Here is a 21,224-nt window from a genome sequence, read left to right as displayed (position 1 = left end):
GGGACCGGGAAAAGTTGCTAAAAAGTTAAGAGGAGAATTGTAAACTTTTAATAGAAGGAAAATACTATGAAAATAGTTATCTATCAATAATCTTTTTTAGCATCTACTCCCAAATTAACCCAATAGCAAATCCCAACAAAAAATCTCTCCAGGAAATGGTCGATGAGCACCATGTCTTAGAGAGATAAAAGGATTGAATATGTCTAACGTAAACGAACAGGTAAACTTCCTGTAGGCTCCAACTCACCGGTTAACACGAGAGAGAGTGCCCGGACGACTGTAGGCGAATTTTCATAGGTACACACATAACTTCCCGGCATCGAAAACTCCAGCAGATCATATGGATTACGCAGAGCAATCACAATTAGCGAATGGTTTTCACTAAGCTTTTCAACTAAATACCGCTGCCCTTTCGGAAGATGACCTGCAGATGTGTAAGTACATACGATGACCTGCTCAGCCTCCAACACATCCTTCAAAATCCGATCCGCTTCATCATACGATGGCTGAGTCGTTATTTTACGCTCACGAACTCTGCCTCGCAGCTGCAATAGCGCCACGCCAAGGGAATCTGTATGGGACCATGGTTCATCCACTTCTGTCCGTTGCACAACTTCGGGCCAGATGACATACACGTCCTGCTCTGGATTCAGCGGCAGCAACCCTTCATTATGAACCACGGTAATACTGCTCGAAGCGATCTTGAACAAGGTCGATTCAATGGATTCATTGGAAGGCAAGGGTTCATTATCTACTGCTTTGGCAGTCTCATTCGTTTTTGGTGAAATCAGACTAGTGTCCCGGTAACCGCAACGTGCTGCCTTCCATGTAATAATACGTTCCAGTGACTTGTTAATGACCTCTTCCGTTATCCGCCCCGTTCGGACTGCTCCAACCACCGCTTCCACAGCAGCGACCTGGTCTTGCAAAGTGTGACTCACCAGAATCAGATCCGCTCCTGCCTCCACAGCACGAATAGCAGCCTCAGCTACCCCATATGGCTTGGATATCGCATGCATTTCAAGACAGTCAGTAATAATAATGCCCTTAAAGCCCATTTCTTCGCGCAACAGCCCGGTTAACACTTTACGTGATAATGTTGCCGGAATAGGCTCGGGTTCAATCGCCGGAAAGATAACATGAGCTGTCATAATGGCATCGACCCCTGCCTCAATAGCTTGGCGGAACGGTAACAGCTCTATCTGTTCCAACCTGTTTCGATCATGGGGTACCGTAACCATACCGAGGTGAGAATCTACCATGGTATCTCCATGTCCGGGAAAATGTTTCGCTGTTGCAGCTATGCCCTGTGATTGATATCCGGTAATAGCTGCTGCTCCATGCTCGGCCACACTCTCGGCATTTTCACCATATGATCGTACGCCAATTACCGGGTTAAGAGCATTGTTATTCACGTCCACCACGGGCGCAAGGTTCATGTCAATACCGATGTTTTTCAACTCACGACCGAGAATTTGTGCACATTCAAGCGTATACTCCGGATTGCCTGTCGCACCTAGCGCCATGTTACCTGGCACTTGGGTCACTCCATCTTTGTCGATCCGTGCGACCATACCACCTTCCTGATCCACCGATATCATGAGTGGTATTTCCCTCACTTCAGCAGCAATCCCTTGCAGTTCAGTGGACAGTCGCGTCAATTGATCTAGACTTTCTACATTACGCCGGAAATAGATGACGCCCCCAACGTGGTATTCCCGGATCAAGCGAGTAATCTGTTCATCTGCGTGCTGACCGTGAAATCCACACATGAACAATTGGCCTACCTTTTGCTCCAACGTCAAATTATTCAATGGTTTCATACAACCCTATCCCTCCGTTTCCTTAGGAGACTACGAACCCAACCGTTTACTCTGCCTATACTCCGATGGTTTCATATGAAAGTGTTTATGAAACACTTTGGAGAAATAACGGCGCTCCTTGAATCCCGTTGCTTCTCCAATCGCTGTAATGCTCCATTCGGTGGTACTCAATAACAAGGCGGCATTTTCCATACGTCTCTGAGTCATATATTCAACAAACGTAATCCCCATATGGGTTTTGAATAGCTGGCAAAAGTAACCCGGGCTGATTCCAAGCCAATCCGAGACTTCATCTATACCCAAGTCCTGCTGCAGTCTGGCGTTCATGTAATCACATGCAGATCGAATTAATTCCGATATGGAAGGACGCGGCTGAGATTGTTTACCCTGACAGGAATGGGTGATGACCTCTGCGAGTTCGATCAGTTCTCTCACGGACACAGCCTGTTGCAGCGCATCCCAGAAATTCGCTTCATCCTGTTCGGCCACGACATTGACTTCGCGCAGTTCCCGAAGCATGTGTACAAGCATATAGCGAACATGGGTCTCATCGATGCTGCCTAATGATTGTTCAGCGATCCTCATTCGCTGTTTAAGCGTATCTATTACATCGAGTAATCCCTTCTTATTCCATTGCCGAATGAAGCGTGTGACAAGCTCCAGATCGTCTCTTGTTATCCATGTGCCCGCCTTTTTGGAAGTCTCAAGCCCATATGATAAAGAAGATGACGAGAATTCAGGTTTCAGCACCCTGTCTGCACTTTCCGGATGTGTCATTAGAATTCGTTGACAATGCTTATACCGCTCAAGGATTTGCTGTTCCAGTTTCACGGGTACATCATCCTGAACAACCCTTGCTCTTACGTTTGAATCCATGGTCAATATCGCATTCAATTCCAACAAAAGTTGATGTGCCAATTCTTCTGACTGAAATTTCCACTCACCCGATGCCTCGAGCAAGATGCACCACTCTCCTTTGCGGGTACGCAGAACCTGGCAGCCATTAGAGATTCTGTCCGTAACTTCCCTAAGCCTGGAACTCATCGCCTCATGCCATCTTTGGTGCTGGTTCTCGGACCAACCAATGGAATGCCGAAAATAACCGACTGCATCTACCAGCAGCAATGTATAGCCTACAGTAGGAAGCATGATTTGAGGCACAGAGACAGGATCAGAAATCTTCAACGGTGCTTCTCCTCGCAACAGGTCAATCAACTGTTTTTGTCTGATCCAACTTGCCATCTCCATACTTTGATATCGCTCCGACTCGTTCTCCTGACGTCTCTTCTGGATCTGCTCTGCAAGCTCACGCAGTTTATGTTCCAGATTCAGATAATCAATGGGCTTGCATATGTATTCATGTACGTTATATCGGATAGCGGTCCGAGCATACTCAAACTGCTGGTATCCCGTCAGTAAAATAATTTCACACGTTTCACCCTGCTCTCGCAGCAGTCGAATAAGTTCCAATCCATCCATGGACGGCATCCGAATATCGCATAAGATAATGTCTGGATGACTTTCAGTCACTTTATCCAGCGCTTCTGCGCCACTTCTTGCTGTAGCCGTTATTTCGATCCCCATCTCTTCCCAGGGTAGAATGTAACTTAGATTTTCCAGAATCGGCAGTTCATCATCAACCAGCATTGCAGTCAGATTCATTCGACTTCCTCCTGCTCATATAATGGAATGATACATTGAATGACTGTGCCATACCCCGGTGCTGAACATATAAATATGCCATACCCGGCCCCATACTGAATACGAATGCGATCTGCCACACTTCGTAATCCCAACCCTCGGCGTTCCGTAATGGCGGACAACGATTCCCTTTCTTCAGTTAACATATGTTCCGGTGTATCTGCTGCCATGTACTCAAATCGTGCAAGCATTTCCTGGGGAATACCGATACCATTATCCTCAACCTGTAGCACCAAATGATCACGTTCTTCATAGGCGCTTATCCGCAGCACACCTGGATATGTGATCCCTTCAAACCCATGTTGAATACTATTTTCCACCAGTGGCTGAAGTGTGAGCTTAAGCACGATTGAGGTATATAGATCAGGTGGAATATCAATTTCATACCTAAACAAATCACTGAACCTGTACTGTTGAATCTCCAGATAACTCTGCAAATGCCTTACCTCCTCACCCAGGGGAATCTCCTCCTGATCCTGAATGCTAATGCGAAGCATATTGCCAAGTCTGGTGACCATCTCGCTTACTTTGCGACCCTCACCACGTAGTGCCAAACCATTAATGGATTCCAGGGTATTGAACAGAAAATGGGGTTTGATCTGAGCTTGCAGTACACGTAGTTCCGCTTGAGCCTTCTGCTGTTGCTCGGCCTGAACACGACGGAATAATCCGCCAATACGGTCCAACAGTTCATTGAACCCCTGCGCAAGCAGCTGCATCTCGTCAAATCCTTTTCCTTCCACCCTCGCATTAAAATCTCCATCATCCACACGACGCATAAACCTTACAAGCACAGCAATGTTGCCCGTAATACGATTCATGAAAAAAAGATTGAAGATCATGGCGGCGAACAGGCATAACAGAATAATGATGACCGACCAACCTGCAAAGGCATTTGTTTCAGCAGATAAGGCTTCCCATGAAGTGACACTAACGAGACTCCAGTTATAATTCTTTAGGTGATATTGTGAAATGATACTCTCCGTACCGTCAAAGACCGTTCTGACACTGCTAAAACCTGGACCATAACCGCCGGATTTCGATCCCAGATTTTCCATGTTCTCACCATTGTAACGTCCGGAGGGATCGTAGACGATCAGTCCTTCCTCATTAATTAACAGGAATGACGTATCCTGTGCCGAATCGCTGATTTGCAGGTGACGGAAGATCCGGTCAATCTCTCCTTTTTTGATCTGAACAACAAGCACGCCGATATTTTGAAAATAACTGAGTTCCTTGACCAGCCTGATCTGGGTAAAGACAGGTTCTACACCCGTTAATTCGGAATATTCCAGAGGCGCGAGCCATTTGGGGACGCCATTAAGTTTCTGAATTTCATTGAATAAGGGATGTACTTTAAATTGCTGAAAAGGGAGGGCTTGAAAATTTTCTTTGGTGAAAATGGAGACAATCTGATTATTTTCGGACGAACGCAAATCATATAAAAAGGCATAACTGATGAACGGATAATTATATAGAAGGGAACGGAAATTGCGCTGGCTGGCATTCAGGGATAACTGATTTCCGGTTCCCAGATCCTGCTTGGTCGGATCTTTGGCGTTCAATGCCATTTGAAAAACCGATGTCGCTATCCCGTTGTCGGTCACATTGTTAATCTGCTGAAATACATTCTCGATATTGTAGCTAATGGCCTGAAGCGCATATTCGGCCTGTTGATTGTACTTTTTCTCAATCGTATGTGACGTGACCAGAAACATGCCAATGCCCAGCGCACACATCGGTACAATGATCAGCAGCAGAAATGCCAAGGCCAGCTTCATTCGCAAGTTCATATCCCGTTCTCCCTATTCACTGGTTCTTGGTATTAACCTTTGACACCACCTGCAGTTACTCCTTCAATAATTTTCTCCTGCAGTATGGCGTAGATCACAAGTACAGGTACAACGCTGTACACAATGCCTGCCGACATCTGGGCGTAGTTCATCTGATATTGATCCCGAAACTGGACCATGCCCACAGGCAGCGTACGCAATTTATCAGTGGATAAGAAATAGTTGGCGAGCAAAAATTCGTTCCAGTTGCCGAGGAAATTAACGATAAAAACCGTAACGATGGCTGGAACTGTAAGAGGTATCACTATTTTAGCAAAGATACCCGGGGCCCTCAAGCCATCCATGACAGCAGCTTCCTCAATTTCTCCAGGCAGAGAACGCATGAATGCGGCCAGTATAATTATTGTGAAAGGAATCGCATTCGCCACATAGGGCACGATCAACGCCAGATGCGTATCCAATATGCCCATTTTGCGAACAAGCAGATAGATCGGCAGCATAAGTGCATTGTTGGGTATAAGCATGCCGGCCAGAATCAGGCTGTACAGAAACAAACTCCATCTCCGATGTCTCATCCGGGTTACGGCAAAAGCAAACATGGCACCAAGCACAATCGTGCATGCCGACGACAGAACCGAAATGTACAGGCTGTTCCAAAAATACGTGCCAATCTTGGCATTCACCCAGGCCTCCACGTAATTATTAAACTCCCATGATGTAGGCAGACCGAACGGATTCAGGGCGATTTCATTGTTATCCTGCTTGAAGGAAGAGAAAATCACAAACAAAAAGGGAAACAAAATCGCGATTAAATAAAACATTAACAACACATGGGGTATACTGCTTTTTATGCTTTTCGCCATCAATATTCCACCCTCTCGCCCCGCCTCGCCACCAGCAGTTGATACACCGCAGTGAGCACAAGCGTCAGAGCAAAGATCAGCACTGCAATGGTATTGCCATAACCATATTTGAAGTTGGTTATCGCATATTTGATCATGTATGTCGCCAGAACCTCGGTGGACCCAGCGGGCCCACCTTTGGTCATGACAATCACGATATCGGCTGCTTTCATTGCACCTGCAATGGATAACATGATCACCACTGAAATGATCGGCCGGATCAGCGGCAACGTAATTCGCATGGCACGTTGAACCGCCGTTGCACCATCGATGGCAGCCGCTTCATCCAGATCACGGGGAATCGCCAGTATGGCCGCGAGCACCATGACAATGTAAAATCCCGTCCACTGCCAGGCGTTGGTCACCAAAATGGACAACATGGCGAATCGGTTATCTGATAACCAGTAGACTGGATCGATGCCCAGCACATGAAGCATTTTATTTAATAGTCCGATATTGGGTTCATAGATGAATCCCCATAAGATACCAATAACAGCTGTCGACATGATGGATGGTAGAAAAACAGCAGTTTTATACAGACCTTTTAGCCTTTTCACATTGGCAATAAGAAGTGAAAACAGGACGATCAGGGGTACTTGAATCAGCACCGAAAAACCGATAAAAAAGCCGTTATTCCGTGTGGAGATCCAAAACCGTTCATCGGTCAGTGCTTTCACATAGTTGGATAAGCCCACAAAACGCGGCTCAGCCGATACCCCATTCCAACTCGTCAGACTGTAATACAGGGAACTGCCAATAGGGTATAGAAAGAACATCACAAACAGAATTAGGGCCGGCATGACAAACAACGTATAAATTAACGGGCTGCGGAGTGAAGTATTCATGGTCAGCCTCCTTCGGTCACTTCAACGATCGCAGTTTCAACTTGAATTGGTCTATTCCACTGAGGCGTTTGCTTCCTCCTGCACCTTTTGCAGTTCTTCTGCCATTTTCTCTGGCGTAGTCTGGCCACCAATCAGCTTCTGAATCTGCAGATTGCTAATCTCTGTCGTCACATCGGCCTGAACGAGTGCATCAAATGCCGGGAACGACGTCTTGGACGCATTAAGCACGGCCACAATTTCTTTCATCAGATCATCCGTAATGCTATCGGTTAGCACTTTCTCATCCAGCTTCATAGCGGGCAACACACCGTCTTCCACAAGGCCACGGATCTGCATATCTTCATTGTAGAAATTTTGGATAAAAGCTTTCACTGCTTCCAGCTTCTGCGGATCGTCTGCCACGGATGCGGAGAAACCGTATCCATTGTTCACATCACGCATCAAAGACGTCTGATCACCTACTCCGTTCTCTACCGGAGGCATATTGAAGAATCCAACCTTGCCAATAAGCGATTCACCGCTCTGACCTTCCTTGAATACAGATGATTTCCACGTTCCGTCATACATCAACACCACTTCTCCGCTCGTAAATTGCGTGGTATATTCGGCATACTCGAAGCCCAGCTCACCTTTTTTGAAATAACCCTTATCCACCCATTCCTTATGTTTGGCAAAACCTTGCACAACACCCGGATCGGTCCACTTCGCTTCACCTGTTGCAAACTTTGCGGTAATCTCCGGCCCGGCATAACGGGACCACAGGTGGTTGGTTAACATAAGTGGTACCCAGCCCGCCTTGGATGCGGAAGCAAGTGGCACTTTGCCATCAGCCTTGATCTCGGCCAATATATTGTCCAGTTCAGCCATGGTGGTTGGGGCTTTCCATCCTTTTTGTTCAAAGTACTCTTTATTATAGAAAAAACCTTCGCCCGAACCGCCAATCGGCAGTCCATATACTTTGCCTTCATACGTAAACGGTTCAAGGGATGTGAACTGGTCTTGAATACCCAGCTCTTGCAGGATCGGAGTCAGATCAAGCAGCATACCTTCCTTGGCATAAACTTTGGAATCCGGGCTACCGAACAGTTCAAATATATCCGGCGGGTTACCTGCCGCCATCTCTCCGCGAAGCTTCTCCTTACGATTCACATCGGATTCGACACCATCCAGCGTAAAAGTCAGGTTGGGTATCTCACCCTCAACTTTGTCCACAACATCCTGCAGGATGGCCAGTCGTTTCTGTTTGTCAGCCCCTACTTGAGTGTGGCGGAGAAGCATCTCAATCGGTTCCTTACTTGTCTCCCCCGCAGGTGTATTGCCTGCGCCCTGCTGTGGCTCGGTACTTGAGCTTGCACATCCCGCCAAAGTCCATGAAGTGATAAGCAATAATGAAAGCAGCAACGTCATTCTTTTTTTCATCTGGTTGACCCTCCTCAAGATATTGAGCATTTGGCTTTACACTCTGATTATAAAAAGCCGGAGCTTACATCGTAAGGATGACAATTCATCAATGGAGGGATAAAATCCTTCACTGGACAAATAATCCATCTTGCCACATGTGGAGAAACAAAAAAAACAGCCCCTGCGAAGTATGTTCGCAGAGACTGCTTGGTTGATTGTTTTACCATATATAAAGGTTAGATCACTTACCTGAACAAGCCATGCCAGCCGTTTCCTGGCGACCTTGTTCGATCAGGCGATACGCCCGCTCCACTTCTTCTTCACTTGGCGAAGGAACACCATCCAGTGGATATACTTTGCCGAGCGCCTCCCATTTATAGATCCCCATCTGATGGTATGGGAGAATTTCGAACTTTTCGACGCCATTCAATGTTCCAATAAACCGTCCGAGGTTAAGCAGATCCTCTTCCTCGTTGTGAATACCAGGCACATACACGTGGCGTATCCACATTTTCCGTCCTTGCTCCGATAGCCATTTGGCCGTTTTCAACGTTCTCTCGTTGGATTTGCCTGTCAGCTTGATATGTTTCTCGTCATCCATATGCTTGAGGTCCAGCAGAACCAGGTCTGTGTTATCCAACAGATCGTGAATCCGCTCTGGTTCGTTAAACCCGTTGCTGTCCAGCGTCGTATGCAATCCCCAGCGCCGCTTTACTTCCTTGAAGACTTCGGCTACAAAGTGAGCCTGTAACGTTGGTTCTCCGCCAGATATCGTGAGCCCGCCTCCAGAGCTGCGGTAGTAGGATAGATACGGCTCAATTTCAGCCAATACCTCCTCTAGCGTCATTTCTTTTCCGCCATCCAGCGCCCATGTATCAGGGTTGTGGCAATATTGACACTTGAGTAGACATCCTTGCATAAAAAGCACGAAGCGGATGCCTGGGCCGTCAACCGTCCCGAAAGTTTCGAGTGAATGAATATGTCCTTTAACCATGCTGCCTCTTCCTTTCTGTATCCGCATCCGCTGTGCGTTTAATATGTTTGGAATGCCTTGCACTAGCGGTCCTCTACTTGCAAATTATTTACATCGAGCCATGGAACGTACGGTTGATTACATCCAACTGTTGTTCACGAGTCAGTTTAATGAAGTTAACCGCATATCCGGATACCCGGACAGTCAGTTGTGGATAGTTTTCCGGGTGATCCATCGCATCAATCAATTGTTGACGATCAAATACGTTTACGTTCAGGTGATGAGCGTTTTGACCGAAGTAACCGTCCATCATCGCAGTCAGGTTGGATTTACGTGTAGTCTCCTCTTTACCCAATGCTTTTGGCACGATGGAGAAGGTATTGGAAATACCGTCAAGACTGTGTTCATAAGGCAATTTGGCTACAGAGCCAAGGGACGCCAGTGCACCTTTTTTGTCACGACCATGCATTGGGTTCGCACCTGGAGCAAATGGTTCACCTGCTTTACGACCATCCGGTGTAGTCCCTGTTTTCTTACCATATACCACGTTGGAAGTGATCGTCAGCACGGATTGTGTTGGTACTGCGTTACGGTAAGCTTTGTGCTTGCGAATCATACCCATGAAGTTCTCGACCAGTTCAACAGCAATGCTGTCTACGCTGTCTTCATTGTTACCGTAACAAGGGAAGTCTCCTTCGATTTCGAAATCAACAGCGATGCCTTGTTCGTTACGAATTGGTTTAACTTTGGCATATTTGATCGCACTCAGTGAATCTGCTGTAACTGACAGACCCGCGATACCGCACGCCATCGTACGTACAATGTCACGGTCATGCAATGCCATCTCGATCCGCTCATAACTGTACTTGTCGTGCATGTAGTGAATGACGTTGAGAGTGTTCATATACAGCTTCGCCAGCCACTCCATCATTGGTTTGAAGCGCTTCATGACTTCATTGTAATCCAGCACTTCGCTTGTAATGGCAGGATACTCAGGTCCGACCTGTGCTCCGGATTTCTCATCACGACCACCGTTGATCGCATACAGGAGAGCTTTTGCCAGGTTGGCACGAGCGCCGAAGAATTGCATTTGTTTCCCGATCTTCATCGCTGATACACAGCAAGCAATACCGTAATCGTCGCCATAGATCGGACGCATCAGATCATCATTCTCATACTGAATTGAACTGGTTTCAATGGATACTTTGCTGCAATAATCTTTGAAAGCTTCCGGAAGTTTCGTGGACCAAAGTACAGTCAGGTTCGGCTCTGGTGCAGGACCCAAGTTGTGCAGCGTATGCAGGAAACGGAAGCTGTTTTTGGTTACGCGTGTTTCACCATTCACAGACATCCCACCGATGGACTCGGTTACCCATGTTGGATCTCCACTGAACAGTTCGTTATAATCCGGTGTACGCAAGAATTTGACAATCCGCAGTTTCATGACGAAATGATCAACCAATTCCTGAGCCTGTTCTTCAGACAGAATGCCTTCTTGCAGGTCACGTTCAATGTAGATATCCAGGAAGGAAGATACACGTCCCAGTGACATTGCAGCACCGTTCTGTTCTTTGATGGCAGCGAGATAACCGAAGTACAACCATTGGAACGCTTCTTTCGCTGTAGTCGCTGGCAAAGAAATATCGAATCCGTGCATATCGCCCAATTGCTTCAATTCTTGCAATGCACGAATCTGCTCAGACAATTCTTCCCGCAGACGAATGACATCTTCATCAATGACATCAACTTCGAGTGCATTCAATTCACCTTTTTTGTTACGAATCAGGAAGTCTACCCCGTACAAAGCTACACGACGATAGTCACCGATGATCCGGCCACGGCCGTAAGCATCTGGCAGGCCTGTAATAATCCCTGCTTTACGCGCTGCACGCATATCGGAAGTATAAGCATCGAATACACCTTGGTTATGTGTTTTGCGAATGTTCGTAAATATATCAATGACGCCTTGTGGCATCTCAAAGCCATATGCCTCACATGCGTCAATCATCATGCGGATTCCGCCTGTTGGTTGAATGGAACGTTTGAACGGAGCATCGGTCTGAACGCCGACAATCTGCTCTTTGGATTGATCCAGATAACCGGGTTGGTGAGAAATAATAGTACCTGGTGTGTTCACGTCAACATCAAGGACACCGCCGTTATCACGTTCTTTTTTGGTCAGATCAGATACGATCTCCCACAATTCTTTGGTATTCTGGGTTGCACCTGCGAGGAACGCTTCATCACCGTAATACGGAGACAAGTTGTGTGCCAGAAAATCATTCACATCTACGGATTTGGTCCATGTTCCTTTGGTAAAGTTTCTCCAGCCTGTTTGTTGTTTGACATCTTTTTCAATCACCGACATCGTAATCCCTCCACTAATTTGGATTTCTGGACACATAACATGTTGCTTCATTCGTATCATTGTGTGCCCAGAGCCGCGATTAATGTGAATTGTTTCACATAAACCGGATCATGTTCTCTCTACTTGGGAACCGGAACCGCGGGATGAATGTTTTTCTTACATTTTCAGTATACGACTTGGGGGTTTCATCATCTGTGATTTTTGTCACAAAGTCAGTGAACTAACTCACTCCACCTGCGCTGTGTCCCATTGAACCGAAACTTTACACAGGATCACTGCGTGGCAGAACAACCTTCCAATCGCTGTTATCCCCAGATTTTTTTGATTCCCTTTCGAAAAGGGAAAATCCGGGGATAAAGGCGAACGCTTCGCTTTTTCAGGTTATTTCTGCCCCTCCGTTGTCGTGTAAAGGGATTGTTCAAACAGCCACATCACGGATTCCGTGTAACCTCTATAGAACCGAACCATTGCTCCTCTATACTTGGAGCAAACCAAATCTTAGAATAACCCCCCTGAAAAACAGATGCTTTGCTCTTCTGTTTTTCTGCCCTCTCCGTTATTGTGTGAACATCTGGCTCAAACAGCCACATCACGAATTCCGTGTAACCTCTTTAGAACCGAACCATTGCTCCTCTATACTTGGAGCAAACCAAATCTTAGAATAACCCCTGAAAAACAGATGCTTTGCTCTTCTGTTTTTCTGCCCTCTTCGTTATTGGGTGTGTATCTGGCTCAAACAGCCACATCACGGATTCCGTGTAACCTCTCTAGAACCGAACCATTGCTCCTCTATACTTGGAGCAAACCACATCTTAAAATAACCACTTAAAAACAGATGCTTTGCTCTTCTGTTTTTCTGCCCTCTTCGTTATTGGGTGTGTATCTGGCTCAAACAGCCACATCACGGATTCCGTGTAATCTCTCTAGAACCGAACCATTGCTCCTCTATACTCGGAGCAAATCAAATCTTAGAATAAATCCTGAAAAACAGATGCTTCGCTCTTCTGTTTTTCTGCCCTCTCGTTATTGTGTGAAAGACGGCAATCGGGGCTCCCCTCTCGGGGAACCCTGATCTTCTTGCCATAAGGCACGCTTCGTTCTAAATTTATTATTCAAACTTTCCGTAGAAAGCGTTGCGGTATACATCAGCCAGTTCAGTTACCAGCGGCAACTTCGGATTGGCGGTTGTACATTGGTCTTCGAAGGCACGGTCTGCCAGATAATCCACATGTGCTTCAAAGTCTTTGGCATCAAATCCGATTTCCTGGAACGATTCTTCAATGCCCAATGTTCTGTTCAGTTTGCGAATGGCATTGATGAGACTGGTTACGCCTTCTTCTGTCGTACGGGCAGGCAATCCCAAGATGCGGGCAATTTCGGCATAACGCTCATCCGCTACAAAGTGCGAATATTTCGGGAACGATGCGAATTTGGTCGGTTTTTTCGCGTTGTAACGAATGACGTGCGGCATCAGGATTGCATTGGTGCGTCCGTGTGCGGTGTGGTACTGACCGCCCCATTTGTGCGCCAAGCTGTGGTTAATGCCCAGGAATGCGTTGGCAAACGCCATACCGGCAATCGTGGAAGCATTATGCATTTTCTCACGTGCCAGTTTATCTCCTTGCAGCGCAGATTGCTCCAGGTATTGGAACACCAGTTGAATGGCTTTGATCGCAAGTCCATCCGTGTAATCATTCGCCATGACAGACACATAAGCTTCAATCGCATGAGTCAGTACGTCCATACCTGTATCCGCTACAGCCGTTTTAGGCAGGGAGTATACGAATTCCGGGTCGACAATCGCTACGTCTGGAGTCAGCTCATAGTCGGCCAATGGATATTTGGTATTTCCTTGATTTTTATCTGTAATAACCGCGAACGATGTCACTTCAGAACCTGTACCGGATGTAGTTGGAATCGCTACAAATTTCGCTTTTACACCGAGACGTGGATATTTGTAGATCCGTTTGCGGATATCCATGAATTTCTGTTTCAGGTCGTTGAAGTCCGTATCTGGATATTCATAGAACAACCACATGGCTTTGGCAGCATCCATCGGTGATCCACCGCCGAGTGCAATAATACAGTCCGGTTGGAAGCGGCGCATCATTTCGGTTCCGCGATCTACCGTTGTTGTGGATGGATCTGGCTCTACATCGGAGAATACTTCGATCGCTACTGGCATTTGGCGTTGGCGCAGATAGTGTTCTACTTTTTCCACATATCCAAGTTTGACCATCATGGCATCGGTAATAATGGCAACACGTGTGATGTCAGGCATTTTGGCAAGATACTGCGTTGCCCCTTTTTCGAAGTAGACTTTGTTCGGCACTTTGAACCATTGCATATTCACGGTACGGCGAGCCACCCTTTTCACATTGATTAAGTTCACAGCGGTTACGTTGGAAGAAGTCGAGTTACGTCCGTATGATCCGCATCCCAGTGTCAATGACGGCATGTTCGTGTTGTAGATATCCCCGATGGCACCGTGTGTGGATGGTGAATTCACAATAATCCGTCCAGTTTGCAGACGATCTGCGAATTTGCCGATCACTTCTTCATTTGTGGAGTGGATAACCGAGGAGTGACCCATGCCGCCAAAAGCAACCACTTCTGCCGCACGTTCAATGCCCTCTGCTGCCGTTTTGACTTTGTAACAAGCGAGTACCGGACTTAATTTCTCAGCCGACAATGGGAATTTCGTACCTACCCCTTCAATCTCGGCCACGAGAATTTTGGTGCCTGCCGGAACTTCAATACCGCATAACTTCGCAATGCTCACCGCAGATTGACCAACAATCGCCGGGTTCACCGCACATTTCTCGGCATTAATCGCACCTGCTGTCAATTTCGCTGCTTCATCTTTGTTAACAAAGTAACAGCCATTTGCAATCATTTTTTTCTTCACTTGATCGAAGATCGGTTCTTCAATGATTACCGCTTGCTCGGAAGCACAGATCATGCCGTTATCGAAGGACTTCGACAGAATCAAATCCGTAACTGCCTGATTGATATCCGCGCTTTTCTCGATAAAGCAAGGTACGTTACCTGGTCCTACGCCCAGTGCAGGTTTACCACAGCTGTACGCTGCACGTACCATGCCTGATCCACCTGTTGCCAGAATGAGAGCCACATCATTGTGATTCATCAGTTCGTTCGTGCGATCCATGGAAGGATCATCAATCCACTGAATACAATCTGCTGGTGCACCATGTTTCACAGCCGCTTCCAGTAGGATTTTAGCAGCTTCCCGGCTACAATTCTGTGCAGATGGATGGAAACCGAAGATAATTGGGTTACGGGTCTTGATGGAGATCAGTGCTTTAAACATCGTCGTTGATGTTGGGTTCGTGACGGGTGTAATCCCCATAATAATACCGACCGGCTCCGCAATTTTCTGGAAGCTCTCATATTCGTTATCTTCGATCACACCTACGGTTTTGTCATACTTGATGCTGTGGTACACATATTCTGTTGCAAATATATTTTTGGTGATTTTATCCTCATACACTCCGCGGCCTGTTTCTTCTACGGCCATCTTGGCGAGCATCATGTGTTTATCCAGACCCGCAAGCGCCATGGCTTGCACAATCCGGTCAATCTGCTTCTGGTCCATCTTCATGAATGCGGCGTGTGCTTTATTCGCTTTGTCGATTAACGTTTGAATATACTGACCTGCTGTCGGTTCTTTTGCTGGGGCGACTTCGTTCTTTACAGCCATCTCCCTCATCCTCCTAAAGGTTCGTATTAGTTTGTCTCTCTCGTTTACATTCACATCGTAACATGACAATAAACTTAATTATGTGATTTTTTTCACAAAGTATAACAAATTTAATTTAAGTTTTGTAGTGTCCTTCATACGACCATTTTCACTTCTTATTTAAAATATAGGGCTGTAAAACTCATCCTCCCCATTAAAAGTGAATTTAATCACAATGTTTGAAATTTCGTCATTTTTGCCCCCTTTCCTTCCCCCTCAAACGGTAAGATTAGGTATATACTGAACTTAAAAATTGAACCACCGCAATTTGTACCGTCCTTCCTCCCGGCCGAGATGACCCTGATCAGGACGGCAACGGTTTGCGGCGAACCTCGGAGGCTACTGCTTACTACAGAAGGTCGTCCGATGGACATAAAGGGGAGATAGACTTATGAGAGAACTAACGACTGTACTGGAAAAGCGAGGTAATACCAACTGTTTCTCGGAAGCAAATTTCAACCATCTGCTGGTTACCATGAAAGATAGAACTTATCCGGAAGGTACACATCTGTACTGGGAAGGCGACATCTCTGACAAACTTTATTATATGAAACGGGGTCGTGCCCAGATCACCAAATCCACGGATGAAGGCAAGGAACTGATCATGTACATGTATCAGTCCGGTGATATGATCGGCCAGGCTGATCCCTTCTTTGGCTCCAAGCATAGCTTTTCAGCGGAAGTACTGGAAGACAGTGAGATTGGTGTACTGGAACACAAAGACCTGGAAATGCTGATCTGCCAGCATTGTGACTTCGCGATCGACTTTATGAAATGGATGGGCATCCACCACCGGTTGACACAGACCAAGTTCCGGGACCTCATGTTATATGGCAAACCTGGTGCGCTCTGCTCTACCCTCATTCGGTTGTCGAATTCGTATGGCGAGCCTCATGGAGAGCATGTCATTATTCACAAAAAAATTACCCACACGGATCTGTCCAATATGATTGGAGCCACTCGTGAAAGTGTTAACCGTATGTTAAGCGATCTGCGCAAGAAAGATGCGATTGAATATGACAATGGCATGATTGTCATCAAAGATCTGAAGATGCTGCAAGGGATCTGTCACTGTGAACTTTGCCCGAACGAGATCTGTCGTATTTAATCTTCGAGTATGCTATGCAGATGTTGGTTATAGAATAGATTTCAATAATAAAAGCCCATTTCTCTGCAGAGAGACTGGGCTTATTTGTATGCTTAGGATGCACTGGTCAATTCAAGCTTAACCGCATCACGTGGATTCAATTTCATGTCCAAACCATTTTCCATTAATTCCTTGTCGTTCACCATAATGACCCACCGCTGATTCATGCGGGGCGTAACATTCTCGACCGAAACTACAAATTTGTTGTTCTCCGACATTCTCACAATCCCACTGGACTTCAAGACATCGCGAACTGTGCATTCCTGAACATAGACGCCAGCATATTGACGATTGAGTGTTGGCATAATGTTTCCACCGCTCACCTTGAGTAACGTTGTCTGATATGCAACGCCATCCCCCCCACTGTCAGCGGCTTTCACGTAAATGATCACTTCATCTTTGGCATGAAGCTCCATGTCCCAATCTTCCTGTTCAATATCCTTGCCGTTCAATTTGACAGCCCAACTGAGCGAAGAATCCAGAGAAACTTCACCAACAGATTGAATCCGTTTGCCATCCGCTGTAAAATCAACCAGTCCGCTATTCAGTAATGCTTTTTTGAGCGTCAAACCCTCACTAAAATCTCGCTTAATGGACTTCGTTGCATCCGGCAAAAACGTACTGCCATCTACTGCCACTGTAATCGTATTTGCTGTTTCTGTCTCTTTGACAATTGGCTGCTCTGAAGGCTGAGTCTCACTACAACCAGCCAAGATCGCCAGTAGCAGCAAACATACACCTATGTAACCGGGGATTTTCTTCTTCATGTAGGTAACACCACCCTGCGTAAAATCACTCACCCTGTTGTCCATAACCTCTATTATGGCACATTATTCAACAAAAAAAAGTGTCAAAGCCGTTACTTTTATGAGCCATACAGTCACACAAGGCTTGTACAACAAAGAGAGCCTGCACACAGGCTCTCCGATCTAAATCATTTTTACGTTCTTATTGGATACGTTATCATTGGACACTAGCCTGCATGTATGTCCGTCCTCCATCGCCATCTTTCAGATATGGATTGAGTCCGAAAAACTGTTCCTCCGAAACATATACCCCTGTCAGCAATCGGCCTTCAAGCAATCCACCGTCCACCTGCACGCAGCATGAAGGTGCATCTACATACTCCTGATATAGCGGAATCTGACCATATTGTTGGTGTATCTTGAATACCTTGCCTTGTTCATGCAAAGGACGTTCCGAAAAATAAGTAGGCACAATATAGCGGGCAATGACATCCAGTTCCTGCACGCTATAAAAGGGTTCATCCCCAAGCCACGGGGCAAACATTCGAATCTTCTCATATTGAGACCAAACAACCGCCTGAATCAGCATTTCTGCCTGAACCAACCGACCTTCGCCTACATCCAGCATTAGCCGTTTTCCATGGGTGGCTTCCTCCATCTGGGACATTGTCGATTCAGGTTGCCTTAGTTCACAGCCGATACATTTCCAGCCCCTGGACGTTTGAATCCATTTCTGCAGCACCGCCGGAGCTGATTTCGGACCATCGCTGTTCATAGGATACATATTCACTTCGGCTAGATCATCCTTAACCGAACGGGAATATAGGGTACGCTTGAACAACTCTGCAGCTTTTTTGTAGATTAGATGGACCTGAATGGATGCGCTCTCAAGTTCTGCAATATCTTGCTTGCCGTAGCGTACTTCGCGGGATAAGCTTTCTTCTCTCATGACAAGTGGCCTCCTTCGCTCCGGCCGTCTGTGGCCATTTTCTATAGATTATACTACAACTCATGACAACATGTGCACAGCCCAAGAGAAAATCGCCAATCCACGTTATACTTAAGACAAAAACCCCTGATTTCTACAGAAATCAGGAGTTTATGTTCAGTCATGCACGGAAGTAGGTGATGCTGCTTATACGTTAGTCAACCCACTGCTCAGCCCAATCTTGAATTTGATTCATGACAGGCTGGAGCGCTCTACCCTTATCCGTCAGTTCATATTCAATACGAACCGGCGTCTCGGGATAGACGTGACGAACCAAGATACCTTCACTTTCAAGATCTTTCATCCGTTCAGATAACATCTTGTCACTCATAGACGGAATCAGATTGGAGATATCCTTGAATCGCTTTGAACCACTCATCAACGTTTGAATAATTAAACCATTCCAGCGCTTGCCCAAAAAGGAAAACGCCGTCTCAAAACGCGGACACATCCGCAAGTCTTGACCTTCCACATTAATCACCTCTTTAGAGATCACTCAACTTACATTTTGTTAGTATATTTCATAATAACATATTTAAGCTTCAAAGAAAACGTCTGCTACTAAAAAGTTTAAATTTTAGAAGCATATTACCCGGATCGGATGTTACATTCCAGTATACAGCACACCCTGTCCCATAACCATGGGAAATATCGTATAACTTCCCCATAGTACTATATTACCCAAAAAGAACCCAACTGCCACAGTCATCATTGACTTGGAGAAGGGTTCCTGGGTATATGCTTGCGTTTACGTTATCTATATCAGTTCAACTAAAGAATATTTACACTAGCACTCCGATGTCAGAACAACTTTCCGATCACTGTTATCCCCAGATTTTTTTGATTTCTTTCTAAAGGGAAAAAATCCGGGGATAAAGGCGCACGCTCCGCTTCTTCAAGTTATTTCTGCCCTCTCCGTTGATGTGTAAATGTTAGTTGAACTGATATATATCTTTCACGAAGCAAATTATGAATTAAACTAGCACGCCACCAAATGGTCTTACAGGTTCGCTCTTGCCGAATTCCGGCTTGAAACTGCGGGCAGGATATGCCCATTTCACAGCGTTACTGATCACTCTTAATATTTCCGGTTTGTAATAGGTCGGATACGTCTCATGACCTGGACGGAAATAAAAGATTTTACCTTCACCACGCCGGAACGTGCATCCGCTCCGGAATACTTCCCCACCCTGGAAGTTACTTACAAACACCAGTTCATCCGGTACTGGAATATCGAAGAACTCCCCGTACATTTCTTCTTTTTCCAATACAATCTTGCCTTCGATGCCTTCTGCAATCGGATGGGATGGATTCACACACCATACAATTTCCTGCTCGTCTGATACACGCCACTTCAGATCGCAACTTGTTCCCATCAGCGCTTTGAATGGTTTAGAGAAATGCCCTGAATGAAGCACAATCATCCCCATGCCGTTCAGTACCCGCTGCGCCACCTTCTGCGAGATCTCATCGCTTACGCGATCATGTGCCATATGTCCCCACCATATGAGCACATCCGTGGAATTCAGCACCTCATCACTTAATCCGTGTTCAGGCTGATCCAGTGTAGCCGTTCGAATAGCAAAGCCTTCGCCGCCAAGTCCGTCAGCCAGCGCTCGATGCAGACCATCCGGGTAGACTTCCCTTACTTCATCGTGAATTTTCTCATGGACAAATTCATTCCAAATGGTGACGTTGATCATATTCAATTTCCCCCTAGTGTAGCTCTAAACCCACCACATATCGCCCAGCGGCTCTTCGATCAATACTTGCTGGAGATTTTGCACGGCTTTAGAGAATCCTTCTTCAACCGACATCAGACCGTCTTCGTGCTCAATACTTACTACATAATCATATCCGACCAGACGCAAGGCACTCATAATATCTGCCCAAGTCTTGTTATCATGTCCATAACCGACCGAGCGGAACTGCCAAGCCCGATCCAGCATATTTGTATAATCTTGCATATCCGTTACACCGTGTTTGTTCACGTTTACCGGATCAATCGTTGTATCTTTCGCATGGAAGTGATGAATTGCTCCTTCACGTCCCAGGATGTGAATCGCCTGCACTGGATCAATGCCTTGCCACCACATGTGACTTGGGTCCAAGTTCGCTCCGATGACTTCACCCGCTGCTTCACGCAGTCTCAGCAAGGTTGCAGGTGTATGAACCGAGAATCCACCGTGCAGCTCCAGTCCAACTTTTACATTACGGTCTGCTGCAAATTTACCCCACTCCGTCCAATAAGGGATAACTTTGTTCTCCCACTGCCACTTCAGGATCTCCTGGAAGTCATTCGGCCATGGTGCAACAGGCCAGTTCGGATATTTCGCATCCTCATGGTCTCCTGGACAACCGGAGAATGTATTCACTACAGGCACTTCCAGCTTCTCAGCCAGTTCTACCGTTTTGACAAAATCATCATGGAATCCTTTAGCAATATCCTTTTGCGGATGCAACGGGTTACCGTGACAGCTGAGTGCGCTGATCGTCAAACCACGTGATTCCACTGCATTTTTGAAATTTTTCAGTGCTGTAGGATTGCTTAACAATTCATCCGGCTTACAGTGTGCATTGCCTGGATGTCCACCTGTTCCGATCTCTACTGCTTTTAATCCCTTGGATGCTACATAATCAAGAGCATCCTCCAATTTACGTCCTCCGAATAGTACCAAAAATACGCCGAGTTTCAAGTGCGATTCCTCCCTGGATTAGATATCGTATGATTGCTGAATTCATGAATATTGAACTGTATACAATTACCGTTCAGATCA

Annotated in this window: 15 protein-coding genes; 1 reads left to right on the top strand and 14 read right to left on the bottom strand. The window is 46.1% G+C overall.

Annotation, left to right across the window (positions count from 1 at the left end; genetic code table 11):
* Positions 1–203 precede the first annotated feature (203 nt).
* The 9 genes from nagZ to adhE all read right to left on the bottom strand — a co-directional run bounded on the left by nagZ (position 204) and on the right by adhE (position 15,527).
* The gene (nagZ, locus tag WFI24_RS20365; RefSeq protein WP_336763725.1) at positions 204–1,823 is read right to left on the bottom strand and encodes a beta-N-acetylhexosaminidase; all 1,620 of its coding nucleotides are present in this window, start codon (positions 1,821–1,823) and stop codon (positions 204–206) included.
* Between the two features lie 30 nt (positions 1,824–1,853).
* On the bottom strand, positions 1,854–3,485 hold the full coding sequence (locus WFI24_RS20360; RefSeq protein WP_336763723.1) for a response regulator transcription factor: 1,632 nt from the start codon (positions 3,483–3,485) through the stop codon (positions 1,854–1,856).
* Positions 3,482–5,317, bottom strand: coding sequence for a cache domain-containing sensor histidine kinase (locus tag WFI24_RS20355; protein ID WP_336763722.1), 1,836 nt, complete (start codon positions 5,315–5,317; stop codon positions 3,482–3,484). The genes WFI24_RS20360 and WFI24_RS20355 overlap by 4 nt, the downstream gene beginning before the upstream one ends.
* A gap of 32 nt (positions 5,318–5,349) precedes the next feature.
* Positions 5,350–6,180 (bottom strand): carbohydrate ABC transporter permease, encoded by an 831-nt coding sequence (locus WFI24_RS20350; RefSeq protein ID WP_336763720.1) that lies wholly within the window; start codon positions 6,178–6,180, stop codon positions 5,350–5,352.
* A complete protein-coding gene (locus tag WFI24_RS20345) occupies positions 6,180–7,064 on the bottom strand; it encodes a carbohydrate ABC transporter permease (protein ID WP_336763718.1) in 885 nt (294 codons plus the stop codon). Before WFI24_RS20345 ends, WFI24_RS20350 begins: the two co-directional genes overlap by 1 nt.
* Positions 7,065–7,115: 51 nt before the next feature.
* The gene (locus WFI24_RS20340) at positions 7,116–8,483 is read right to left on the bottom strand and encodes an extracellular solute-binding protein (RefSeq protein ID WP_336763716.1); all 1,368 of its coding nucleotides are present in this window, start codon (positions 8,481–8,483) and stop codon (positions 7,116–7,118) included.
* Between the two features lie 223 nt (positions 8,484–8,706).
* On the bottom strand, positions 8,707–9,459 hold the full coding sequence (gene pflA / locus WFI24_RS20335; protein ID WP_336763714.1) for a pyruvate formate-lyase-activating protein: 753 nt from the start codon (positions 9,457–9,459) through the stop codon (positions 8,707–8,709).
* A gap of 88 nt (positions 9,460–9,547) precedes the next feature.
* Positions 9,548–11,806 carry a formate C-acetyltransferase gene (pflB, locus tag WFI24_RS20330; protein WP_047843639.1) on the bottom strand — a complete coding sequence of 753 codons (2,259 nt, stop codon included), beginning with the start codon at positions 11,804–11,806 and terminating at the stop codon, positions 9,548–9,550.
* Between the two features lie 1,108 nt (positions 11,807–12,914).
* On the bottom strand, positions 12,915–15,527 hold the full coding sequence (gene adhE / locus WFI24_RS20325; protein ID WP_336763711.1) for a bifunctional acetaldehyde-CoA/alcohol dehydrogenase: 2,613 nt from the start codon (positions 15,525–15,527) through the stop codon (positions 12,915–12,917).
* Positions 15,528–15,957: 430 nt separating this feature from the next.
* Between adhE and WFI24_RS20320 the strand changes: the two genes are divergently transcribed.
* Positions 15,958–16,674: a Crp/Fnr family transcriptional regulator gene (locus WFI24_RS20320; protein WP_076333276.1), complete on the top strand. Its 717-nt coding sequence runs from the start codon at positions 15,958–15,960 to the stop codon at positions 16,672–16,674.
* A 92-nt stretch (positions 16,675–16,766) separates the two neighbouring features.
* On the opposite strand, the gene WFI24_RS20315 is transcribed toward WFI24_RS20320, so the two are convergent.
* The 5 genes from WFI24_RS20315 to WFI24_RS20295 form a co-directional block, all read right to left on the bottom strand.
* The gene (locus WFI24_RS20315) at positions 16,767–17,480 is read right to left on the bottom strand and encodes a hypothetical protein (protein WP_145322691.1); all 714 of its coding nucleotides are present in this window, start codon (positions 17,478–17,480) and stop codon (positions 16,767–16,769) included.
* 196 nt (positions 17,481–17,676) lie between these two features.
* The gene (locus WFI24_RS20310) at positions 17,677–18,408 is read right to left on the bottom strand and encodes a hypothetical protein (RefSeq protein ID WP_336763708.1); all 732 of its coding nucleotides are present in this window, start codon (positions 18,406–18,408) and stop codon (positions 17,677–17,679) included.
* Between the two features lie 193 nt (positions 18,409–18,601).
* Positions 18,602–18,898 (bottom strand): winged helix-turn-helix transcriptional regulator, encoded by a 297-nt coding sequence (locus tag WFI24_RS20305; protein ID WP_074096966.1) that lies wholly within the window; start codon positions 18,896–18,898, stop codon positions 18,602–18,604.
* 523 nt (positions 18,899–19,421) lie between these two features.
* Positions 19,422–20,150: a ThuA domain-containing protein gene (locus tag WFI24_RS20300; protein WP_336763706.1), complete on the bottom strand. Its 729-nt coding sequence runs from the start codon at positions 20,148–20,150 to the stop codon at positions 19,422–19,424.
* Positions 20,151–20,174: 24 nt separating this feature from the next.
* A complete protein-coding gene (locus WFI24_RS20295; protein WP_036674961.1) occupies positions 20,175–21,143 on the bottom strand; it encodes a sugar phosphate isomerase/epimerase family protein in 969 nt (322 codons plus the stop codon).
* Positions 21,144–21,224 lie beyond the last annotated feature (81 nt).

This window comes from Paenibacillus sp. USHLN196 (assembly GCF_037144955.1).
Lineage (GTDB): Bacteria > Bacillota > Bacilli > Paenibacillales > Paenibacillaceae > Paenibacillus > Paenibacillus xylanexedens_C.
Note: the sequence above shows the minus strand (reverse complement) of the source record. Positions and strands in the feature narration are given on the sequence as shown.